18 protein-coding genes are annotated in these 19,006 nt (G+C 63.3%); 11 read left to right on the top strand and 7 right to left on the bottom strand.

What is annotated here, in order from left to right; genetic code table 11:
* Positions 1-18 precede the first annotated feature (18 nt).
* Positions 19-1,584, bottom strand: a complete 1,566-nt coding sequence (locus L6637_RS31705; protein ID WP_237872986.1) for a winged helix-turn-helix domain-containing tetratricopeptide repeat protein — start codon at positions 1,582-1,584, stop codon at positions 19-21.
* 158 nt (positions 1,585-1,742) lie between these two features.
* Between L6637_RS31705 and L6637_RS31710 the strand changes: the two genes are divergently transcribed.
* Complete coding sequence (locus tag L6637_RS31710) at positions 1,743-2,369, top strand: MSMEG_1061 family FMN-dependent PPOX-type flavoprotein (protein WP_237872987.1); 627 nt, start codon at positions 1,743-1,745, stop codon at positions 2,367-2,369.
* Positions 2,370-2,489: 120 nt separating this feature from the next.
* On the opposite strand, the gene L6637_RS31715 is transcribed toward L6637_RS31710, so the two are convergent.
* Complete coding sequence (locus tag L6637_RS31715; RefSeq protein WP_237864736.1) at positions 2,490-2,897, bottom strand: hypothetical protein; 408 nt, start codon at positions 2,895-2,897, stop codon at positions 2,490-2,492.
* Between the two features lie 390 nt (positions 2,898-3,287).
* Here L6637_RS31715 and L6637_RS31720 point away from each other — a divergent pair, with 390 nt between their 5' ends.
* From L6637_RS31720 to L6637_RS31730, 3 genes are read left to right on the top strand one after another with little or no spacing between them, the layout of a single operon-like run.
* Complete coding sequence (locus tag L6637_RS31720) at positions 3,288-4,241, top strand: sugar-binding protein (RefSeq protein ID WP_237872988.1); 954 nt, start codon at positions 3,288-3,290, stop codon at positions 4,239-4,241.
* A gap of 30 nt (positions 4,242-4,271) precedes the next feature.
* A complete protein-coding gene (locus tag L6637_RS31725) occupies positions 4,272-5,774 on the top strand; it encodes a sugar ABC transporter ATP-binding protein (RefSeq protein WP_237872989.1) in 1,503 nt (500 codons plus the stop codon).
* 12 nt (positions 5,775-5,786) lie between these two features.
* Complete coding sequence (locus tag L6637_RS31730; RefSeq protein WP_237864739.1) at positions 5,787-6,800, top strand: ABC transporter permease; 1,014 nt, start codon at positions 5,787-5,789, stop codon at positions 6,798-6,800.
* Positions 6,801-6,872: 72 nt separating this feature from the next.
* Here the strand turns inward: L6637_RS31730 and L6637_RS31735 are convergent, their stop codons facing one another.
* From L6637_RS31735 to L6637_RS31750, 4 genes are all read right to left on the bottom strand, one after another.
* A complete protein-coding gene (locus L6637_RS31735) occupies positions 6,873-7,229 on the bottom strand; it encodes a hypothetical protein (RefSeq protein ID WP_237872990.1) in 357 nt (118 codons plus the stop codon).
* Between the two features lie 156 nt (positions 7,230-7,385).
* Entirely contained in the window at positions 7,386-7,670 is a 285-nt protein-coding gene (locus L6637_RS31740) for a hypothetical protein (RefSeq protein WP_237872991.1), read from the bottom strand.
* 316 nt (positions 7,671-7,986) lie between these two features.
* Complete coding sequence (locus tag L6637_RS31745) at positions 7,987-10,455, bottom strand: TonB-dependent receptor (RefSeq protein WP_237872993.1); 2,469 nt, start codon at positions 10,453-10,455, stop codon at positions 7,987-7,989.
* Between the two features lie 177 nt (positions 10,456-10,632).
* A complete protein-coding gene (locus L6637_RS31750) occupies positions 10,633-11,991 on the bottom strand; it encodes a histidine kinase (RefSeq protein WP_237872994.1) in 1,359 nt (452 codons plus the stop codon).
* A 194-nt stretch (positions 11,992-12,185) separates the two neighbouring features.
* Between L6637_RS31750 and L6637_RS31755 the strand changes: the two genes are divergently transcribed.
* Complete coding sequence (locus L6637_RS31755; RefSeq protein WP_237864744.1) at positions 12,186-12,806, top strand: response regulator; 621 nt, start codon at positions 12,186-12,188, stop codon at positions 12,804-12,806.
* 71 nt (positions 12,807-12,877) lie between these two features.
* Positions 12,878-13,723: an S-formylglutathione hydrolase gene (gene fghA / locus L6637_RS31760; RefSeq protein WP_237872996.1), complete on the top strand. Its 846-nt coding sequence runs from the start codon at positions 12,878-12,880 to the stop codon at positions 13,721-13,723.
* 173 nt (positions 13,724-13,896) lie between these two features.
* On the opposite strand, the gene L6637_RS31765 is transcribed toward fghA, so the two are convergent.
* Positions 13,897-14,466: a DUF3280 domain-containing protein gene (locus L6637_RS31765; RefSeq protein WP_237872998.1), complete on the bottom strand. Its 570-nt coding sequence runs from the start codon at positions 14,464-14,466 to the stop codon at positions 13,897-13,899.
* A 61-nt stretch (positions 14,467-14,527) separates the two neighbouring features.
* On the opposite strand from L6637_RS31765, the gene L6637_RS31770 reads away from it, so the two are divergent.
* From L6637_RS31770 to L6637_RS31790, 5 genes are read left to right on the top strand one after another with little or no spacing between them, the layout of a single operon-like run.
* Positions 14,528-15,709, top strand: coding sequence for an ABC transporter substrate-binding protein (locus L6637_RS31770; protein ID WP_237864747.1), 1,182 nt, complete (start codon positions 14,528-14,530; stop codon positions 15,707-15,709).
* A complete protein-coding gene (locus L6637_RS31775) occupies positions 15,694-16,677 on the top strand; it encodes a YVTN family beta-propeller repeat protein (RefSeq protein WP_237872999.1) in 984 nt (327 codons plus the stop codon). Before L6637_RS31770 ends, L6637_RS31775 begins: the two co-directional genes overlap by 16 nt.
* Positions 16,674-17,480 carry an ABC transporter ATP-binding protein gene (locus L6637_RS31780; RefSeq protein WP_237864749.1) on the top strand — a complete coding sequence of 269 codons (807 nt, stop codon included), beginning with the start codon at positions 16,674-16,676 and terminating at the stop codon, positions 17,478-17,480. Before L6637_RS31775 ends, L6637_RS31780 begins: the two co-directional genes overlap by 4 nt.
* Positions 17,477-18,325: an ABC transporter permease gene (locus tag L6637_RS31785; protein ID WP_237864750.1), complete on the top strand. Its 849-nt coding sequence runs from the start codon at positions 17,477-17,479 to the stop codon at positions 18,323-18,325. Before L6637_RS31780 ends, L6637_RS31785 begins: the two co-directional genes overlap by 4 nt.
* Positions 18,322-18,936 (top strand): hypothetical protein, encoded by a 615-nt coding sequence (locus tag L6637_RS31790; protein WP_237864751.1) that lies wholly within the window; start codon positions 18,322-18,324, stop codon positions 18,934-18,936. Before L6637_RS31785 ends, L6637_RS31790 begins: the two co-directional genes overlap by 4 nt.
* The last annotated feature ends 70 nt before the right edge of the window (positions 18,937-19,006 follow it).

The following is a 19,006-nucleotide window of genomic DNA, read 5'->3' on the forward strand; positions in this document are numbered from 1 at the left end:
CTTGGCCGAACACGTCGATCATTCCGGCAATCCGGCCTTGCGAAGAGCCGCATGATATCTGGTCCAACCAAGATTTCGGCCCTCGATCGCGCGACCGATAACCAACAGTGTCATCTTGGGCGCGAAGCGCAGCCCTCGTTTGATCTGCTCTTTGGCTTGCTGCATCTGGCCGAGCTCGGCGAGGGCTGCCGCCATATAGAAATAGTTCTCGCATGAACTGAAGTTCATGCTGATGCCTTTTTCAGCACAGGCGACGGCTCCGGCGAAATCACCCGACACGAAGCGGCAGAGCGCCTGGCCTGCAACGAACAGGTAGGCCATCGGATCCCTCGGACTCAGCCGCAAGGCGGTCTCAACATGAGCCAGTCCGTCGGCCGGGCGGTCGATACTGGCGCAACTGATTGCCAGCAAGCCGTGCGCCATCGCCAGATTCGGATTGAGCTCGATTGCGCGCTCAAAAAGGCCAATGCTCGTCCGATGCCGGCCCATGAAATGAGATGCACCACCGGCCAGGAAAAGAGCCGTCGGATCGTCAGGCTGATCGCTGAGTGTTCGTTTGATGTCGGCTGACGCCTGCGCGGCGTCCTGGCGCCAGTCCGGCCCCCATTGCGTGTAGGCTCGATAGCCCAGCGCGAATGCCCGCAGTCCGTACGGCAGTCCAAATTCAGGAGCAATCGCAATAGCCCGGTTGGCGAAATCGGCCGCGATGTCGAGATTTTCCTGAGCCAGGCTGGTGAGGGCCAACATGCCGCGCATGCTCAGACCCCATGCGTCCAGGCTGCTCGGCGGCTGACGTTTGTATGATTGAGCCTCCGCGAGCAGCAATTGCGGATGCAACGCCCCGACGATTCCGCTGGTGATGTCGTCCTGGACCGCGAACAGGTCGATGAGTTCCCTATCGAAATGAGCCGCCCACACCCTTTCGGCCGTGCTGGCCTCGACGAGCTGAGCTGTCACGCGAAGCTTCTGTTTCGCGCTACGAACACTGCCTTCGAGGATATACCGGACGCCGAGCTGTCGCCCGATATCGTCCAAGCCGGTCGCCTTCGCTCTATAGGCCAGCGTGGAACCCCTGGCGATCACCAGAAAATCGCGTGTCTGAGACAACAGAGTAATGATGTCCTCTGTCATACCATCCGCGATAAACTCCTGCGCGGGGTCACCGCTGAGATTCTGGAACGGCAATACGGCGATCGACGGCCTGCGCGGACCAGTGATCACCGGTGCGGATGGCCGCAAAGCATATTCGGTAGCCGCCTCGTCGTTCTGCCCGCCGAATTCCCGGACTGATCCAATGAACCGAACGCCCTTGCGCGGAAACGTCTTGATCAGACGTTGCTCGTCGCCGGAATCGCCGATCGCCTTCCGCAAGACATTCAAGCGTGTCGTCAGCGCAGCATCCGACACGCTCCGCCCATTCCAGATCGCCTCGACGAGATCGTCCTTGCTCACGACGCGGTTTCGGTTGCTGACAAGAAAGCTCAGCAGATCGAAAACCTGCGGCGCAACAGCTACGAGCTTTCGGTCGCGGCACAATTCACGCCGGTCCGTATCGAACTCGCAGTTTGCAAAGACGTACCGCAAATGGCCCATCCTCACGCCGGCTGATCAGGTGCACCGCCCTCGTCCAGGACCCGCGGTGAAAGATTAGCGTTTGGTGAGAAAAAAGTCAGTCCGATATCAAGCGCGGCGCCGGAGGGCCTGGCACTGTTTCCGAACGGAAGATCGGATCGGAGACAGCGATGTACCAGCCGGCAATGCCGATTACAAACGCCGCCGAGGTGCGAGCGATCCTCGGCTCGCCCATGCCAAATCAAGTAAACAAGGTCATCGATCACATCGACGATCACTGCAGGGCCTGGATCGCGCGAACACCGTTCATCGTCATATCCAGCATCGGTGCCGCCGGGGCGATGGACATATCGCCCAAGGGGGACCCGCCCGGCTTTGTAAGAGTTCTCGATAAGCATACCCTGGCCGTTCCTGACCGTATTGGTAACCACCGTGGGGACACGGTTCTCAATATCCTCGACAATCCAAGTGTCGGAATCGTCTTCATCATACCGATGCGGCGCGAGGTCGTTCGCGTCAGCGGCACAGCGTCGCTTGCGCAGGATCCGGGTCTTCTCGAAGACATGGCGGTCAACGGCAAGCACCCCGATCTGGCGATCGTGGTGCGAGTCCGCGAAGCGTTCTTCCACTGCGGCAAATCCGTGATCCGATCAGGCCTGTGGGAGCCCGACCGCTGGAAGCCGGTCGAAGGCTTGCCGACCTATGCCCAGGCGCTGAAGGATCACGCTGCCTCCCCGGACGCGCTGGACACCATACAGGCGCGCATCGATCACAACGAGGCCGAGCGTCTTTACTAGACCGATCAGCCTTCTGGACGGGCGGACTTGAGAACCGCCGGCGCTGGAATTTGACGATGCAGAATTGCACTGCGCCCGCGCAGTGTGTCGCGGCGTGCGACGCCGCAATGACTTCCGCGCTTAGCGCGAGCGTTTGGGCAGCTTTGGCAGTTTCGCGGGATTGAAGGCTGGGATCTCCCCGGTCCGTTCAGGCGCCGCCGCGGGCTGTTCCGTCAGAATGAGCGTTCCCTCGAGGACGACCCCCTGCGCCTGCCCCGCGGTCGCCGTGTAGGTCGCGATCTTGCCGGGGCACGTGCCTTCGATGTCCAGCGTGAGTTCATCATAGACGCCGAACACCGTGTCACGCCCTTCGGTGTGACGCTTCGTCGATACGGTTGCGGTGAAACGATCGCCATCGACCCGGCAGGAACCGTGATACGTCATCAGGCTGTCGCGGCCCCAGATCTGGCCGTCGGCGACATGGACGATGCCGGTGCCCTGGTCGAATGGCGTCTTGTACCACGCCGCGTAGGTGCCATCCTTCAGCATGGGAGCGGTCTCCCCCTGATCTTGCTAGGCTAATCATCCACATGATCAGGGCTAAAGCGCGGTTAATGACCCGGCCCGTACCAATCCGGTGGCCCGCCTCAGGGCATCAACTTCCTCAATCATGTTCAGGATGATGAACGCCGGGCGAGCGAGTTATGGCGCGATTTCGCGCGAACGACGCCTCCTGTTGCACGCTCGACGTGCTTTTGCTACGGTTGAGGTACGCGCCTCATTTCACCTCATGGGCCGACGGGTGATCCCGCCCCTGCCGCAAAGATGCGGATTGGCGGCCGACCTTTGCGTCCCGTGAGGAGGGTGAGGCATGTGCCCAATTCGGGCTGAAGCAGAGTTGGCCTCCATCAAGGGCTGACCGCACAAGGGGAGGATGACATGCAGCGTCACTTGATCGCAGGCGTATCTGTCGCGTTCGCACTGGTTCTGGGCCTCGGCACGGCCAATGCGGCCGACAAGAAGGTTCTGGCCTTCGTCGTCAACGGCGCGTCCGACTTCTGGAAGATCGCGGAAGCCGGCGTGAAGAAAGCCCAGGGCGAACTGCCCAACTACAATCTTCAGCTCAAATATCCAGAACAGGCCGCCGCTGCCGTCCAGCAGCGCATGATGGACGACCTCGTCGCCGCCGGTGCCGCCGGCATCATGGTCAGCGCGGTCGATCCGAAGAACCAGGTCGAGCACCTCAACAAGATCGCCTCGCAGACGCTGCTGTTCACCACCGACAGCGACGCGCCGAACTCAAAGCGCATCGCCTATATCGGCTCGTCGAACGTCGACCTCGGCAAGGACGCCGGCAAGCTGATGCTCAAGGCACTGCCGAACGGCGGCAAGTGCGTCGGCTTCGTCGGCCTGCCCGGCGCGGACAACGCCCGCGAACGCATCGAGGGCGTCAAGGAGACCATCAAGGGCTCGAAGGTCGAGCTGGTCGACGTTCGCGGCGACGAGATCGATCAGACCCGCGCCAAGCGCAACGTCGAGGACATCCTCGCTGCCATGCCCGACGTGAGCTGCCTGGTCGGCTTCTACTCCTACAACACGCCTCGCATCTATGAAGTGCTCAAGGAAGCCGGCAAGCTCGGCAAGATCCAGATCATCGGCTTCGACGAGGATCCGATCACGCTGGGCGGCGTCAAGGAAGGTGCGATCGCCGGCACCGTCGTGCAGCAGCCGTTCGAGTGGGGCTATCAGGGCATGAAGCTGATGGCGAAGTACATCGAGGGCGACAAGTCCGGCGTGCCCGCCAACGGCATCATCATCGTACCCGGCAAGGTCATCGACAAGAGCAATGTCGACGACTTCATGGGCTCGATGAAGGCAATGCTCAAAAAGTAGGAGACGTGCGGGCATTGCCCGCAGCCTTCAATGACTGAGCCGTTCCTCGAACTCGTCGACATCAGCAAGAGCTACCCCGGCGTGGTCGCACTCGACCACGTCGGCCTTGCCGTGTCGCCTGGCGAGGTGATCGCGCTGATCGGCGAGAATGGCGCCGGCAAGTCGACCTTGATGAAGGTGCTCGGCGGCGTGGTCGAGCCGAGCGGCGGCCGCATCCGCGTCGACGGTGTCGAGCGGAACGCGCTGACGGTGGCTGAGGCGATCACCGCAGGCATCGCCTTCGTCCATCAGGAGCTCAACCTCTTCGACAATCTCGACGTTGCCGGCAATGTGTTCATCGGCCGCGAGCCGGTGCATGGCGGGCCGCTGCGGCTGATCGACCGCAAGGCGCTCTACGCCAAGACGCAGCCGCTGCTGGACCGTTTGGGGGCCGATTTCGCGCCGGACGCGCCGCTCGCCGAGCTGTCGCTGGCCCAGCGTCAGCTCGTCGAGATCATGAAGGCGCTGTCGCTCGATGCGCGCCTGGTGATCATGGACGAGCCGACATCGAGCCTGACCCTTTCCGAGACCGACCGGCTGATGCGGGTCATCGCAGCCCTGAAGGCCCACGGCGTCAGCATCATCTTCATCACCCATCGCCTCAACGAGGTGATGCAATGCGCCGACCGCGCGGTGGTCTTGCGCGACGGTCGCATGGTCGGCGCGCTGACCCGCGCCGAGCTGTCGCCGGCGGCGATGATCCGGCTGATGATCGGGCGCGACCTCAAATCGCTCTACGTGCCGCCGGCCGCCCCACCGGGCGAGCCCGTGCTCGACATCGTCGAGGCTGTGACCGATACCTATCCGGAGCGCACAGTGAGCCTGTCGGTTCGCCGCGGCGAGATCTTGGGGCTGGCCGGCCTCGTCGGCTCCGGCCGGACCGAGCTGGCGCGCGCCGTTTTTGGCGTCGATGCGCTCCGGGGCGGCGCGATCAAGCTGAACGGCGAAGCGATCCGCGTGACAAACCCGCGCGCGGCGATCGACCATGGCATCTACCTTATCCCGGAGGACCGCAAGGGCTGCGGGCTCCTGCTCGACGTGTCGATCGCCGAGAACATTTCGCTGCCGGACCTAGCGTCCTATCTGCGCTACTTCCTGGTCAACACGGCGCAGGAGACGAAGAATGCCCGGGTCCAGCGCGAGCAGCTCAAGATCCGTGCGCCGGACGTTGCAACCACCGTCGGCTCGCTGTCCGGCGGCAATCAGCAGAAGGTCGTGCTGGCCAAATGGCTGTCGATGCGGCCCAAGGTGCTGATCTTCGACGAGCCGACGCGCGGCGTCGACGTCGGCGCCAAGCAGGAAATCTACGAGATGCTGCGCCGGCTGACCGACGCCGGCGTCGCGATCCTGATGATTTCGAGCGACATGGAGGAGGTGATCGGGGTCAGCGACCGGATCGCCGTCATGCACGAGGGCGCGATTTCGGGTTTCCTTGATCGCAGCCAGTTCAGCGAGCACAACGTGCTTCAATTGGCCGTCGGCCACGCGGTTTGAGATGAGGGTGCCTTGAACAAGAAAGATCTGAGCCTGCTGGTCCTGATCCTGGTCGTCGGCGCGGTCGTGGCCTTCATCAATCCGCGTTTCCTCTACGTCGGCAATCTCTCCAACACGCTGAACCAGGTCGGGATGTTCGGCATCTTCTCGATCGCGGAAGCCTTCGTGATCATCATCGGCGGGATCGAGCTCTCGGTCGGATCGGTGATCGCCCTACTCGGCGTTCTCTTCATCGACCTCATCGTCAATCACGACGTCAACTGGATGGTCGCCTTTGCCGCGATCATCGCCAGCGGCCTCGTGATCGGCCTCGTGCACGGCGCGCTGGTGACGCGGATGCATATCCAGCCGTTCGTGGTGACGCTGTGCGGACTTCTGATCTATCGCGGCGCGGCGCGCTATTACACTGAGGACGCGACGGCCGGCTTCGGCTTCGGCGCCAGCTTCCCGACGCTGGAATGGCTGACCGCGGGCCGAACCAATTTGCTGGGCTTTCCGGTCCCGCACAGCCTTGTGGCGCTGATCGTCGTCGCCGCCATTGCATGGGTGCTGCTGCACCGCTCGGTGTTCGGCCGTTATCTCTACGCCGTCGGCAAGAACGAGGAGGCCGCGCGCTATTCCGGCATCCGCTCCGAACGCGTGATGGTTTCGGCCTATGTCATCTGCGGCGGGCTGACCGCGTTCGCGGCGATCCTGTTCGCGATGTATACCCGCTCGATCTCGCCCGCCGTGCACGGCTCGTTCTACGAGCTCTATGCCATCGCCGCGGCCGTGCTCGGCGGCTGCTCGTTGCGCGGCGGCGAAGGCTCGATCGTCGGCGTCGTGCTCGGCACCGTGCTGCTGCAGGTGCTGCAGAACCTGGTCAATCTGCTGGGAATCCCGAGTTCGCTGAATTTCGCTGTGATGGGCGCAGTGATCCTGATCGGCGTGCTCGCCGACCAGTATCTCGTCCAGCGCCGGCAACGCGTGAGCACGGCCAAGGGCCGGACGCAGGCAAGCCTCGCCGCCGCCCCGCTCGAAGGGTGAAGGTGAGGTGAGCGTCGCGCCGCTTACGCAGCGGCGTCGGTTTTGCTCACCTGAACCGGCGCCGGCAAAGCGTCAGAAGCCACACTCCGCATAGCCTTTCCGCGCCAGCCGGAAGTGCGAGCCGTCGCCGACGAAATCAACGTCCAGACATTGGTTGCCGCGACGAAACGCGCCCAGGCCCTCGCAATGCAGATATTCGAGGTTGATGCGCCATCGCTTCTCCGACGGCAGATAGGTTGCGAAGTCGTGTTGGGCGCGCGCGGGGCCCTTGCATATTCCGGCAATATATTGCCTGATATCGCTGGGAAGGACCCCGATATGCTCTGCATTCAAGGGATCGTCATGACCGACGCCTCCCGATCGCGCGTCGGCTGGAAGCGTTGCACAAACCGTCAAGCTCAATCCCAGCAGGAATGTTCTGATCCACATTGTCTCTGCCTTATCGTGCTCGCGTAACGTCGCACTATAGCGCCGGAGAGCTTACGGGCAGCTGGCAACATCGTGCCTTGCGGCCGATCAAGGTTTGGACCGGGATGTCGGGGCCGGAGACCGCGGCTGCCGCCGGGTAGTGTCTCAGTTTGAAATTCATCGGAACATTCGGTCGGCGAATTCAACCAGAACGCGGACCGCGCCGGGAAGCAGAAAGAAGCCAACGATCCAGCCGACTATGGCAATGGGCCATGATGGGGTCGCGGGCAGCCGCGTTGCGGTCCAAAAGACCAGCGCCGATGCTATCGCCGAGCAGGCACCAATAACGACTGACTCGCGATCTTTGAAGGCGGCTTCCGGAAGTCCGACCAGCAAACCGATTGCAAGTAGGCCGAATGACCAGCCGCCTCCGAAGAGAATTGCTCTTAGCAATCCCTTCATGTTGCCCTCCGTTGCGCCGATAGCTCGCGGGAACCGTTTGTTCTCAACCATATGACCTAATTGATACCCAACAGAAGCTGCGCCAATTGAAATATCTGCACGCGCGTTGATAAATCTCGTGAACGAATAGACAGTATCTCACCTAAAAGCGTCTTTGATGCCTCATCGTCAACGTACAGTTCGCAGTCAGGATGCGGGGCGTCGTCCATCTTAGACATTGCGAATTGTGCGCTTACTGAAAGACTACCTGCCGCCGGGCAGCCGTTCGGGTCGCCTGGTCCGCCACGGCCATGGATGCGGCGGAAGACCCCCCGCCTCAGAAGGTCACCCGCGCCCCCGCATAGAAAGCCCTTGGCCTTGCCGGGCTCAGCGAGCGCGGGTCGGTGAAGGGATTGCCGCCGTTGGTGAAGTTCGGCAGCGCGCCGGTGTCGAAGAACTGTCCGTAGGTCGCGTAGCGATTGTCGAAGATATTGTCGACCTTGCCGTAGAGCTGGACGTTCTTGGTGACCTGGTAGGACGTATGCAGGTTGAAGACCGTGTAGGACGGCAGCTTCGAAGATTGGTTGGACTCGTCGCCGACCAGATATTGGCTGGAGACAAACAGTGCGTTGCCGCCGACGTTCCACTCGTCAGTAACAGCGTAATCGACGCCGAGCTTGACGCGGTGGGGCGGGATCGCGGGGATCTGGTTGCCGGGCACGACCTGGATGTGGCCGGCGGCATCGGCGAACGGGCTGTTCGAACCGAGCGTCAATGGGTCGAGGAAGCGGGCGTCGATGAAGGTATAGCTCGCCTGGAACTGAAGCGCCGCTGACTTGACGTTGACCTCGGCCTCGAGGCCCTGACGCCGCGTCCTGCCGACATTGGTGAAATAGCCAAAGCCGGTTCTATCAGGAACAGGGACGGCCAGGATGTCGTCATAGTTGGTGGCGCGGAAGCCACCGAGCTTCCAGCCGAGCGTGCCGATGTTCAGCTCCCTGGTGCCGCGCAGCCCCGCTTCCACGGTCTTGGACACAACCTGCTTCAACGGCGGATCGGAGACCAGAAACGCCGCGATGAGACAGGGATTGTTCGGATCGGCGCAGCCGAGCTCGAGCGGCGTCGGCACACGGTTGGCCTCGGAATAGCCGGCATAGGCGGTCAGTTCCGACGTGATCTTGTAGGTGCCGCCGATCACCGGATTGAACCGTGTGTAGGTATAGTCGCCGTTGAGCGCGGTACCGAGTTGATCCTCCAGCGAGATGCGCGCCACATTGAAGCGGCCTCCGCCTGTGATCGCGAAGGCGTCCGTCACGTTGAACGTATCGGTCGCATAGAGGCCGTTATATTGATTGACCGTCCGCAGCGAGACGGGACCGGCAAGCCCGGTCGCGACCGTGCCTGATGGCCCCAGGAAGACGCCGCTGCCAGTCACGACGTAGTTCTCTCCGATCGAGCCGATCTCCGCCATGGCATCGTAGCGCGTGGTGCTGGCATCGTAGCTCGTACCGACCACGAAGCGGTTCTCGTGCCCAAACAACTGATCGGTGTTGGTGGCCTGCCCCGAGACGCCAAAGCTGGTCGACCGTATCGAGCTCCGATCGATCTCGCCGAGGATCGTGCCCGGCGCAAAGGGATTGCCGAGCTGGACGCCGTTCGTGCCGTTCGCAGGAGTCGCACCGTCGCCGAAGCACAGCAGTGTCGCGTCCGCCGCACACTCACCGACCTCGGTCGGATTGCCGTCGACGACCTTGTGCTCGTACCGGCGCACGTGAGCGGTGCCTTCGAGCGTCCAGGTCGGCGTCGCGTCGGCCTTGGCAGTCAGGTTGAGATAGCCGACGCGGTTGGAACTGGTCTGCGGTGTCGTGTAGGTCGCGCCCCAATAATTGTTCAGGAGCTCAGCCGGCACGGTGGCGCTGGCGCCGAAATCGTTCTTGGCAGCCCCGACATTGAGGTGGAATTCGCTGTCGCCCGCCTTGTAGCCGACGTCACTGTAGAAGCGCCGCACATCCGATTGGGAGAAGTTGCGGAAACCGTTGTCGTGCAGGCCTTCGAGCGCGGCGTAGACGCCGTAGTTCTGGTCGACCTGCTTGCCCCATTGTGCCGAACCCTGGATGCGGCCGAACGAGCCGCCCATGACATCAAGCTCCGTGCCTTGATAGGTGAAGCCATCTTTCATCTGCAGATTGATCGCGCCACCGAGCGCGTTGAGGCCGAAGGCCGGATTATTGGTCACCAGCGTCGCCGACCTGATCGCTGCGGTCGGGATCAGGTCCCAGTTGACGGCGTCCGAGAACGCTTCATTGATGCGGACGCCGTTCTGGTACACGGCCAGTCCCTGCGGCGTGCCCGTCACGGGCGAGGCGATAAAGCCGCGAAACTCGACGTTGGGCTGGAACGGGTTGCCGGTGACCTCGCTGATGCTGACGCCGGCGATGTTGTCGCGCAGAGCATCCGTGACGTTGAGCGAGCCGGTGCGCTTGATCTGGTTGGCGTCGACGGCGTTGATCGCCGACGGAACCTTGTCGACCTCGAGACCCCTGCCAGTGCCGGGCGCCGTCGGATAGACGTAGATCCTGCCGCTGCTCCTCGGCTTGCCCGAATTCGAAGCTGTCCGCGCGACGGGGCGCGACGGCGCGCGACGCGCGGTCGGCTGCGGCGCCACCACCTCGACCGCGGGCAAATTCTGGACGTTGGTCTCTTCGTCTTGCGCGGCGCGCGCGTCGGCCACGAAAAACAGGCTGGACAGCAGCCCGGTCGAGACCGAGGCCATCAGCAGATTTCGCGCGTGTCCCAGCTTGCCCATTCCCTCGCCCCATTAGGCACCCCGGCTGTTTTCATGTTCGCCGTTTGGTCGAGACGAGTGTATTCGGCGGCAGCTCACGCACTAGCCACAAAAGGTCGGGCAATATCCGCACCCGTTTTCCCGACCAAATCGGGAATTTTTCCCGATCGGGAAATCTCCTGCTTGAAGCGGGCGCGATCAGGCCGCCGCGGTTGGAACCAGCGCCTCTACGGTCACGCCGCTTTCGCCCGTGGCGACGTTGAGGGTGCCACCGAGCGCTAGAATGCGCTCGCGCATGCCGACGAGGCCGAAGCCGAGCTTCTGGCCAGGCTCCATGCCGCGCCCGTTGTCGCTGACCCGCACACGCGCACAGAAGCGGCCATCGCGGCCCGGCTGCTCCGCGGGCTCGATCACGACATTGATTGCGGTCGCGCCGGCGTGGCGGAACGCGTTGGTGAGAGCCTCCTGTACGACGCGATAGATGGTGAGGTCGGCAGTCTCACCCGTGACGCCGAGTGCGGGCGAGATCGTGGTCTCGATGGTGACGTCGGGATGCGATTCCCGCCACAACCGCGATAGCGATTCCAACGCCTTGCCGAGACCTAGCTCGGCAAGTCCGACCGGCCGCAACCGCTCCAGCACGCGGCGCGTGAACTGCTGCAGCGCGTTGATCTGCTCCAGCAGCGCGCCGCCGTGTTTTCTCACGGCGTCCGCACTCGGCGCCCGTCCATCGGCGAGCTTCGCCAGCGCACTGGCATGCGCGCGCAGCGAGAACAGATAGGGCCCGAACTCGTCATGCAGCTCGCGCGCGATCTCCTTGCGCTCGACGTCCTGGAGCGACACCGCGCGCTCGGCAAGGCGACGCTTGTCCTCGACCGCCTCGCCCAGCGTCGCCGCAAGATGATTGAGCCTGGTGCAGATCGCCGCAAGCTCGGGCGCGCCACCGGGCGCAACGCGCGCATCGTAGTCGCCGTCCTCGATCTCCCCCATGGTCTGCGCCAGGGACTGGAGCGGCGCAAGCGCCCGGCCGACAACCGTCATCATCACCAGGAACAGCACCAGCGCGATCACCGAGCCGACCTCGAGCTGGGTAACGATCGCGTCCCAGATCTCGGCAATCTCGTCATTGGGATGCGAGGTGATCACCAGCGAGCCTGCCCTGCCAAGAACGGAGACCGGCACACTGACGGCGGTCTGTTCGGGATGAACCAGGCTGACGAACCAGGCCGGCGGCCCCGGCGTATCGTCATCCGCATCGGGCCGCGGTGGGGTCAGCGGGTTACCACCGGCATCGCGGAGCGCGATGCTGACATGACGCAGACGGTTCAGATCATGCGCGATCTGGTTCAGCCTGGCGTCGGGATCCGGCGCCTCGTTGAGATCGGCAACGATCATCTCGATGAATTCACGCGCCAGCCGGATGACGCTCTGGTCCTCGGCCTGCACGCGCGGCCCCGCCTCCGCGACTTGGCGGGCGATGTTGACCGCGAGCCCAAGTGCCAGCAGCAGCGCCAGCAGAAGGTTGATGCGCCCGCGCAAGGAAAGATTTTGCCACATTGCTTTCGCTCGTGCCCCGCCATGGGTCGCCCGCGCCTGTCCGATAGCGTTGACAGGGGCGAAGCGCCCGATATCTAATCGGAAGCGTACAGCAATCCCGGCCGGGTTGCATGACCGGACATTTTTCCTCGTTCGGCATCATGCGGCGCGAAATCGCGAAACCAAAGAGTCCGGCGCTGTCACGGGGAACGCCTATGCGCATTCTGATCGTCGACGATCATCCCATTGTCGCCTCCGGCTGCCGCGCCGTGCTGGCCGACGAGGGCGAGATCGAGATCCTGGAGGCTGCTGACGCCGAAGACGGGGAGAGCATCTTCATCGTCGAGCGCCCCGACCTCTGCGTCATCGACATCAACCTGCCGACGGTCTCCGGTTTCGAGCTGGCGCGCCGCATCCTCGAGCGCGCGCCTGAAGCGCGCATCATCATGTTCAGCATGAACGACGACCCGGCTTTCGCCGCGCGCGCGATCGAATGCGGCGCCAAGGGCTATGTCTCCAAGACCGGCGACCCCGATGATCTCGTCGAGGCGATCCGCAGCGTCGGCGGCGGCGGCACCTATCTGCCGAGCGCGATTGCCCGCAGCATCGCCTTCGCAGGACCCACGCTGGCGCAGAGCCCGCTCTCGAAGCTGAACGCACGCGAGATGGAGATCTTGCGGCTGCTCAGCGCGGGAAAAAGCCTCTCCGAGATCGCCTGGCTGGTGCAATCGTCCTACAAGACCGTCGCCAACACCTCCTCGATCATGCGCCAGAAGCTGGGGGTGAAGACCTCGGTCGAGCTGGTGCGGCTGGCGATCGACAGCGGCGTGGCTTAAAGAGCGCCACAAATTTCGGTCACACAAGCATTGCATTCTCAATGTGGTGAGATGCCACGGAGCTATCAGGCATGACGATCCAGACTGTCTCGACCAACAGATCCTATGGCGGCGTGCAGGGCGTGTACCGCCATGCGAGCCAGACGACCGGAACCGACATGGTGTTCTCGGTCTATGTTCCCCCGCATGCCGAAGGCGCCAAGCTGCCCGTGGTCTGGTATCTCTCCGGCCTCACCTGCACCCACGCCAACGTCACCGAGAAAGGCGAATTCCGCAATGCCTGCGCCGAGCTCGGGCTGATCTTCGTCGCTCCCGACACCTCGCCGCGCGGGCCCGACGTGCCTGGCGACGCCAACAACGCCTATGATTTCGGCCTGGGAGCCGGCTTCTATGTCGACGCCACGCAAGAGCCGTTCGCGCGGAATTACCGCATGTGGAGCTATGTCACCGACGAGTTGCCGAAGGTCGTGGCGGGAAATTTTCCCGTCGATGCCAAGCGACAATCGATCATGGGCCATTCCATGGGCGGCCACGGCGCGCTGACGGTAGCGCTGCGCAACCCGCACCGCTACCGCGCCGCCAGCGCATTCGCCCCAATCGTGGCACCATCCCAGGTGCCGTGGGGTATCAAGGCGCTCACCGGATATCTCGGACCGAACAAGGATACCTGGCGCAGCCATGACACTGTGGCGCTGATCGAGGACGGCGCGAAATATTCCGGCTTCCTGGTCGATGTCGGCGAGGCCGATAATTTCCTGAAAGAACAACTCAGGCCCGAGCTGCTGGAGGCGGCCTGCACCAAGGCCAACATCCCGCTGACGCTGCGGCGCCAGCCGGGCTATGACCACAGCTATTATTTCATCTCGACCTTCATGAGCGATCATCTGCACTGGCATGCGGAGAGATTGAAGGGGTGAGATCTTTCTTCTCCCCTTGTGATGAGAGGTATATCTCCGCGACTACAGTATCGTAGGATGGGCAAAGCGAGGCATGCCCACGATTTCTCTCGAATCATTGATTGAACGTGGGCACGGCGCAAGTGCGCCTTTGCCCACCCTACGATCCCCGACTCGCTGAGCGAATATCCACCTCACGGCTTGCCGTAGTTCGGCGCCAGCAGGCGGTTGCGGGTCAGATAGCTCATCGTGCGCGTCCAGGATTCATCGGTATTGCCGCGCATGTCGGCGCTCGCCGCAGTGATCATGTTGCCGGTCTTCACGTCGCGCAGATAGATGTTGAGATTGATGATCAGGTTCGAGACCTTCTGCACCATGCCTGTGATCTCGACGTCCGCACCCAACTGTCCGGCAAGCTTGAGGTCGCAACCGCCGCAGGCCTGCAGATTGCTGTGACGGGCCGCATCCCTGACCGGCGCGATATCGAGCACCTGGAACTTGCCTGAATCGGCCAGTTCCTTGCGGAGCTGCTCACTGATACGATCGAGGCGCGCCTCTTCCGGCTTCGAGCCATAGAACTCGCCGGGCAGGCTGGTGTCGATCAGCTCGAAATCAAACACGGCAAGCTTCGGCGGGTCGGCCAGTGCGGCCGATCCCGTCAACAGCAATGCCGCGAAACACAGCAGCGCTCGCACGATCGTGATTCCAGCGCTTGCGCGCGTGAGGACGAAATGCGGGGTTGCAAGCCTTGCCAAATCGGTCATGCTTCCAGCAGAAACAATTCTCCACCGGCGGTCAAGCCGGGGAGGACGTGACGGAGGAAGCATGATCCGATGGTTGCTCGGCCCGATCGGCCTGTGTCTGGCAGCAGCGCAAGCGCTCGCGGCCGACCCTGTGACGATCGGCGTCGGCTATCTCGGCGTCGCCGGCACCAGATCGACACTGTCGCTGGTCGAGCAGCCCGCCGAGAATGACGGCCTCGCCGGCGCCAAGCTCGCGATCGAGGACAACAACACCACCGGCAAATTCCTGGGCCAGCGCTTCACGCTGGAGGAGCACCGCATCAAGGAGGGAGAGGATCCGGTCCAGGCTGCATCCGCGCTCGCCGAGCACAATGGTTTTATTGTCGCCGACCTGCCGGCCGATGCACTTCTGAAAGTGGCCGACGCCTTGCGCGACCGCGGCACGCTGCTGTTCAACGCCGGCGCCATCGACGAGCGACTGCGCGAGGCCGATTGCCGCGCCAACGTGATCCACACCGCGCCGACGCGCGCGATGCTGGCGGATGCGCTCGGCCAGTATCTGGTGTGGAAGAAATGGTCGCGCTGGCTTCTGGTGGTCGGCTCGCATGACGAGGACAAGCTCTATGCCGATGCGCTCCGCCGCGCCGCGACGCGGTTCGGCGCCAAGATCGTACAGGAGCGCACCTTCGAGGACACCGGCGGCGCACGCCGCACGGATTCCGGCGTCACGCTGATCCAGCGGCAGATGCCGGTGTTCACGCAACAGGCACCCGCCTATGACGTGCTGGTCGCCGCTGACGAGAGCGAGGTGTTCGCGGCCTATCTGCCCTATCGCACATGGGATGCTCGCCCCGTCGCGGGCTCGGCCGGCCTCGTGCCGCGCAGCTGGGACGCCGCGCAGGATCAGTGGGGCGCGACGCAGATGCAGAATCGCTTCATGAAGCTGAACGCGCGCCGCATGACCGCGCTTGACATGCAGGCCTGGACCGCGGTGCGCATGATTGGCGAGGCCACCTCGCGGACCAATTCCGGCGACGTCAAGAAAGTCACCGACTTCATCAAGGGGCCGAATTTCGAGGTCGCCGCCTTCAAAGGCACCCGACTCACCTTGCGCGACTGGAATCTTCAGCTGCGGCAGCCGATCCTGCTGGTCGACGGCCGCATGGTGGTGTCGGTATCGCCGCAGGAAGGGTTTCTGCACCAGGTCTCCGAGCTCGACACGCTCGGCTATGATCGCCCGGAGAGCAAATGCAAGCTGAAATGAGGATTTGGATGTTGCGTGTGGGATTGCTGTCCGGACTGGTGCTGGCGGCAGCGCCCGCGCATGCTTTCATTGCCTATGTCTCGAACGAGAAGAGCAACACGGTGTCGGTGATCGACACCGACAGCTGGACCGTGACCAAGACCATCAAGGTCGGCCAGCGTCCGCGCGGCATCGAGTTCACCCGCGACGGCAAGTTCGTGATGGTCGCGGTCGGCGACGATGACACGATCCAGCTTATCGACGCCAAGACGCAAGGCGTGGTGGACACCCTGCCCTCCGGCCCCGACCCTGAACTGTTCACCCAGGATGCCGCCGGCAAGACGCTCTACGTCGCCAACGAGAACGACAACACGGTGACCGTGATCGACCTGGAGAAGCGCGCCCGCCTCGGCGACATCCAGGTCGGCGTCGAGCCCGAGGGCATGACCATCAGCCCTGACGGCAAGACCCTGATCAACACGTCCGAGACGACCAACATGGCGCATTTCATCGACACGTCATCGCGCCAGATCGTCGCCAACGTGCTGGTCGATCCGCGGCCGCGCTTTGCCGAGTTCAAGCACGACGCCTCCGAATTATGGGTGTCCTCCGAGATCGGCGGCACCGTTTCGATCGTCGACCCTGGAAAGCACGAGGTGATCGGCAAGGTCACATTCGACATTCCGGGCCTGCGGAAGGAGGCGATCCAGCCCGTTGGCATCGGCATGACCAAGGATGACAAGACCGCCTTTGTGGCGCTCGGGCCCGCCAACCGCATCGCGGTGGTCGACATCGCCACGCGCAAGGTGACGAAATATCTCCTGGTGGGACAGCGCGTCTGGCACATGGCGTTTACGCCGGATGAAAAATACCTGCTCACGACCAACGGCGTTTCCAACGACATCTCCGTCATCGACGTCGCCGCGCAGAAAGTGATCAAGACCATTCAGGTGGGCGAGCTGCCCTGGGGCATCACGATCGCGCCATGACCAGCCCTGCTCCCATCGCCGAACCACACAAGACGCCACGGCCCGATCCCGCCGCGGTGCCGGCGCTGTCGATCGATAGCGTCAGCCATGCCTACGGCCCGCGCCGGGCGCTGACCGACGTCTCCTTCAATGTGCAGCCGGCGAGCTTTACCGCCCTGCTCGGCCTCAACGGCGCCGGCAAGAGCACACTGTTCTCGCTGATCACGCGGCTGTTCGGCATCCAGACCGGGCGCGTCGGCATCTTTGGCCATGACGTCAGCAAGAGCCCCGGCGAGGCGCTGCGCCTGCTCGGCGTCGTGTTCCAGCCGCGCACGCTCGATCTCGACCTGTCGCTGACGCAGAACCTGCTCTATCACGCCGCTCTCCACGGCATCAGCCGGCGCGAGGCGGCCACCCGCAGCGCCGAGCTGCTCGGCCGCATTGGGCTCGAAGACCGCGCCGGCAGCAAGGTGCGCGATCTCTCCGGCGGCCAGATGCGGCGGCTCGAGATCGCACGCGCGCTGCTGCACCGGCCACGACTGCTGCTGCTGGACGAGCCGACCGTCGGCCTCGACGTCAAGGCGCGTGCCGACATCATCAGCCATGTCCGCCAGCTCGTGACAGAGCAGGGCATCGGCGTGCTCTGGGCCACACATCTGTTCGACGAGATCATGCCCAGCGACGATCTTGTGGTGCTGCACCAGGGCAAGGTGCTGGCGCGGGGCCCCATGAACCGCGTCATCACCGAGGCCGGTGCGCTAGACGTCAACACCGCCTTCATGCGCCTGACCGGCGCGCAAGTGATGCCCGGAGGCGGCGCATGAGCAGCATCACCACGCGCGATGTGCCACGCGGCTTCACGGCTGCCGAGTACATGACCTGCCTGACCGGCATCGTCTGGCGCGAGGGCCTGCGCTTCCTGCATCAGCGCGAGCGCTTCGTCTCGGCGCTGGTGCGGCCGCTGGTATGGCTGTTCATCTTTGCCGCCGGCTTCCGCCAGGTGCTCGGGATCTCCATCATCCCGCCTTACGAAACCTACATCCTCTACGAGGTCTTCATCGCGCCGGGGCTGATGGCGATGATCCAGCTCTTCAACGGCATGCAATCCTCGCTCTCGATGGTCTACGACCGCGAGATGGGCAATATGCGCACGCTGCTGGTGAGCCCGCTGCCGCGCGGCTTTCTCTTATTCTGCAAGCTGCTGGCGGGCACCGCGGTGTCGCTGCTCCAGGTCTATGCGTTCCTGATCATCGCCTGGTTCTGGGACATCACGCCACCTCCGATCGGCTACCTCACCGTGCTGCCGGCGCTGATACTATCAGGGCTGATGCTGGGATCGCTCGGCATGCTGATCTCCTCCGGCATCAAGCAACTGGAGAACTTTGCCGGCGTGATGAACTTCGTCATCTTCCCGATGTTCTTTGCGTCATCCGCACTTTACCCGCTCTGGCGGGTACAGGAGGGCAGTCCCTATCTCTATTATGTCTGCCAGGCCAATCCGTTCACCCATGCGGTCGAGCTAATCCGCTTCGCGCTGTATGGGCAGATCAACTGGATCTCGCTTGCCGTGGTGGGAGCTTGCACAATCGTCTTCATGATCGGCGCGATTTTCGCCTATGATCCGTCACGCGGGCTGGCACGGCGCGGGCCTGCAGGAGGCGAAGGATGAAGGTTCGGACAGCAGCCATGGCGGCCCTTGCGTTCGCGGTCTCCGCCACCGCCGCGCGCGCCGCCGATCCGCGCTATCCCAACTGGCCGTGTGCGCAGGCCAAGGTTCCGGAGATTTCACTGGCCGCCGTCTGGGCCGGTCCGGAGCTCGGCGACGCCGAGACCAAGTGGAAGGACGACAGCAAGATCAGCGCGCTGGTCTCGAAGCTTGCGGCGCGCAAGACGCCGCTGGACGAGGCCGAGAAGTCGGTGAAGGAATTCCTGGCCGGCTCCGCCGCCGACAAGAGTACCAACGCAAAGCTGCTGTTCGCAGGCCTGTTCGACACGCTGAACGCCCAGCGCTCCCAGGTCATGGGCGGTCTCGAACGCGTCAGCCGCAAGCAGCGCGAGGCCGCCGACAAGATCCGCGAGGAGACCATCCAGCTCCAGGCGCTCCAGGACGCCACGCCGCGCGACGACACCAAGGTCGATGCCATGAGCAACCAGCTGATCTGGGAGACCCGCATTTTTGAGGACCGCCGCAAGGTGGTGCGCTTCGTCTGCGAGGTTCCGACCACGATCGACCAGCGCCTGTTCGCGCTCGGCCGCGTCATTCAGCAGGAAATGGAATAGCGTCAGCCCTGCTGACGACTTTCATAAAAGTTCCCGCGATATCAACACGATCATTAATGTTTGCCGCGCT

Origin of the sequence: Bradyrhizobium zhengyangense, assembly GCF_022012435.1 — a bacterium.
GTDB lineage: Bacteria > Pseudomonadota > Alphaproteobacteria > Rhizobiales > Xanthobacteraceae > Bradyrhizobium > Bradyrhizobium zhengyangense.

What these genes read in the sequence shown, in the direction of transcription:
- L6637_RS31785 (WP_237864750.1), top strand. Translation starts at nt 17,477, where the DNA reads ATGAGCAGCATCACCACGCGCGATGTGCCACGCGGCTTCACGGCTGCC.
- L6637_RS31710 (WP_237872987.1), top strand. Translation starts at nt 1,743, where the DNA reads ATGTACCAGCCGGCAATGCCGATTACAAACGCCGCCGAGGTGCGAGCG.
- L6637_RS31780 (WP_237864749.1), top strand. Translation starts at nt 16,674, where the DNA reads ATGACCAGCCCTGCTCCCATCGCCGAACCACACAAGACGCCACGGCCC.
- L6637_RS31720 (WP_237872988.1), top strand. Translation starts at nt 3,288, where the DNA reads ATGCAGCGTCACTTGATCGCAGGCGTATCTGTCGCGTTCGCACTGGTT.
- L6637_RS31735 (WP_237872990.1), bottom strand. Translation starts at nt 7,229, where the DNA reads ATGTGGATCAGAACATTCCTGCTGGGATTGAGCTTGACGGTTTGTGCA.
- L6637_RS31770 (WP_237864747.1), top strand. Translation starts at nt 14,528, where the DNA reads ATGATCCGATGGTTGCTCGGCCCGATCGGCCTGTGTCTGGCAGCAGCG.
- L6637_RS31755 (WP_237864744.1), top strand. Translation starts at nt 12,186, where the DNA reads ATGCGCATTCTGATCGTCGACGATCATCCCATTGTCGCCTCCGGCTGC.
- L6637_RS31750 (WP_237872994.1), bottom strand. Translation starts at nt 11,991, where the DNA reads ATGTGGCAAAATCTTTCCTTGCGCGGGCGCATCAACCTTCTGCTGGCG.
- L6637_RS31790 (WP_237864751.1), top strand. Translation starts at nt 18,322, where the DNA reads ATGAAGGTTCGGACAGCAGCCATGGCGGCCCTTGCGTTCGCGGTCTCC.
- L6637_RS31715 (WP_237864736.1), bottom strand. Translation starts at nt 2,897, where the DNA reads ATGCTGAAGGATGGCACCTACGCGGCGTGGTACAAGACGCCATTCGAC.
- L6637_RS31745 (WP_237872993.1), bottom strand. Translation starts at nt 10,455, where the DNA reads ATGGGCAAGCTGGGACACGCGCGAAATCTGCTGATGGCCTCGGTCTCG.
- L6637_RS31740 (WP_237872991.1), bottom strand. Translation starts at nt 7,670, where the DNA reads ATGAAGGGATTGCTAAGAGCAATTCTCTTCGGAGGCGGCTGGTCATTC.
- L6637_RS31765 (WP_237872998.1), bottom strand. Translation starts at nt 14,466, where the DNA reads ATGACCGATTTGGCAAGGCTTGCAACCCCGCATTTCGTCCTCACGCGC.
- L6637_RS31725 (WP_237872989.1), top strand. Translation starts at nt 4,272, where the DNA reads ATGACTGAGCCGTTCCTCGAACTCGTCGACATCAGCAAGAGCTACCCC.
- L6637_RS31775 (WP_237872999.1), top strand. Translation starts at nt 15,694, where the DNA reads ATGCAAGCTGAAATGAGGATTTGGATGTTGCGTGTGGGATTGCTGTCC.
- fghA (WP_237872996.1), top strand. Translation starts at nt 12,878, where the DNA reads ATGACGATCCAGACTGTCTCGACCAACAGATCCTATGGCGGCGTGCAG.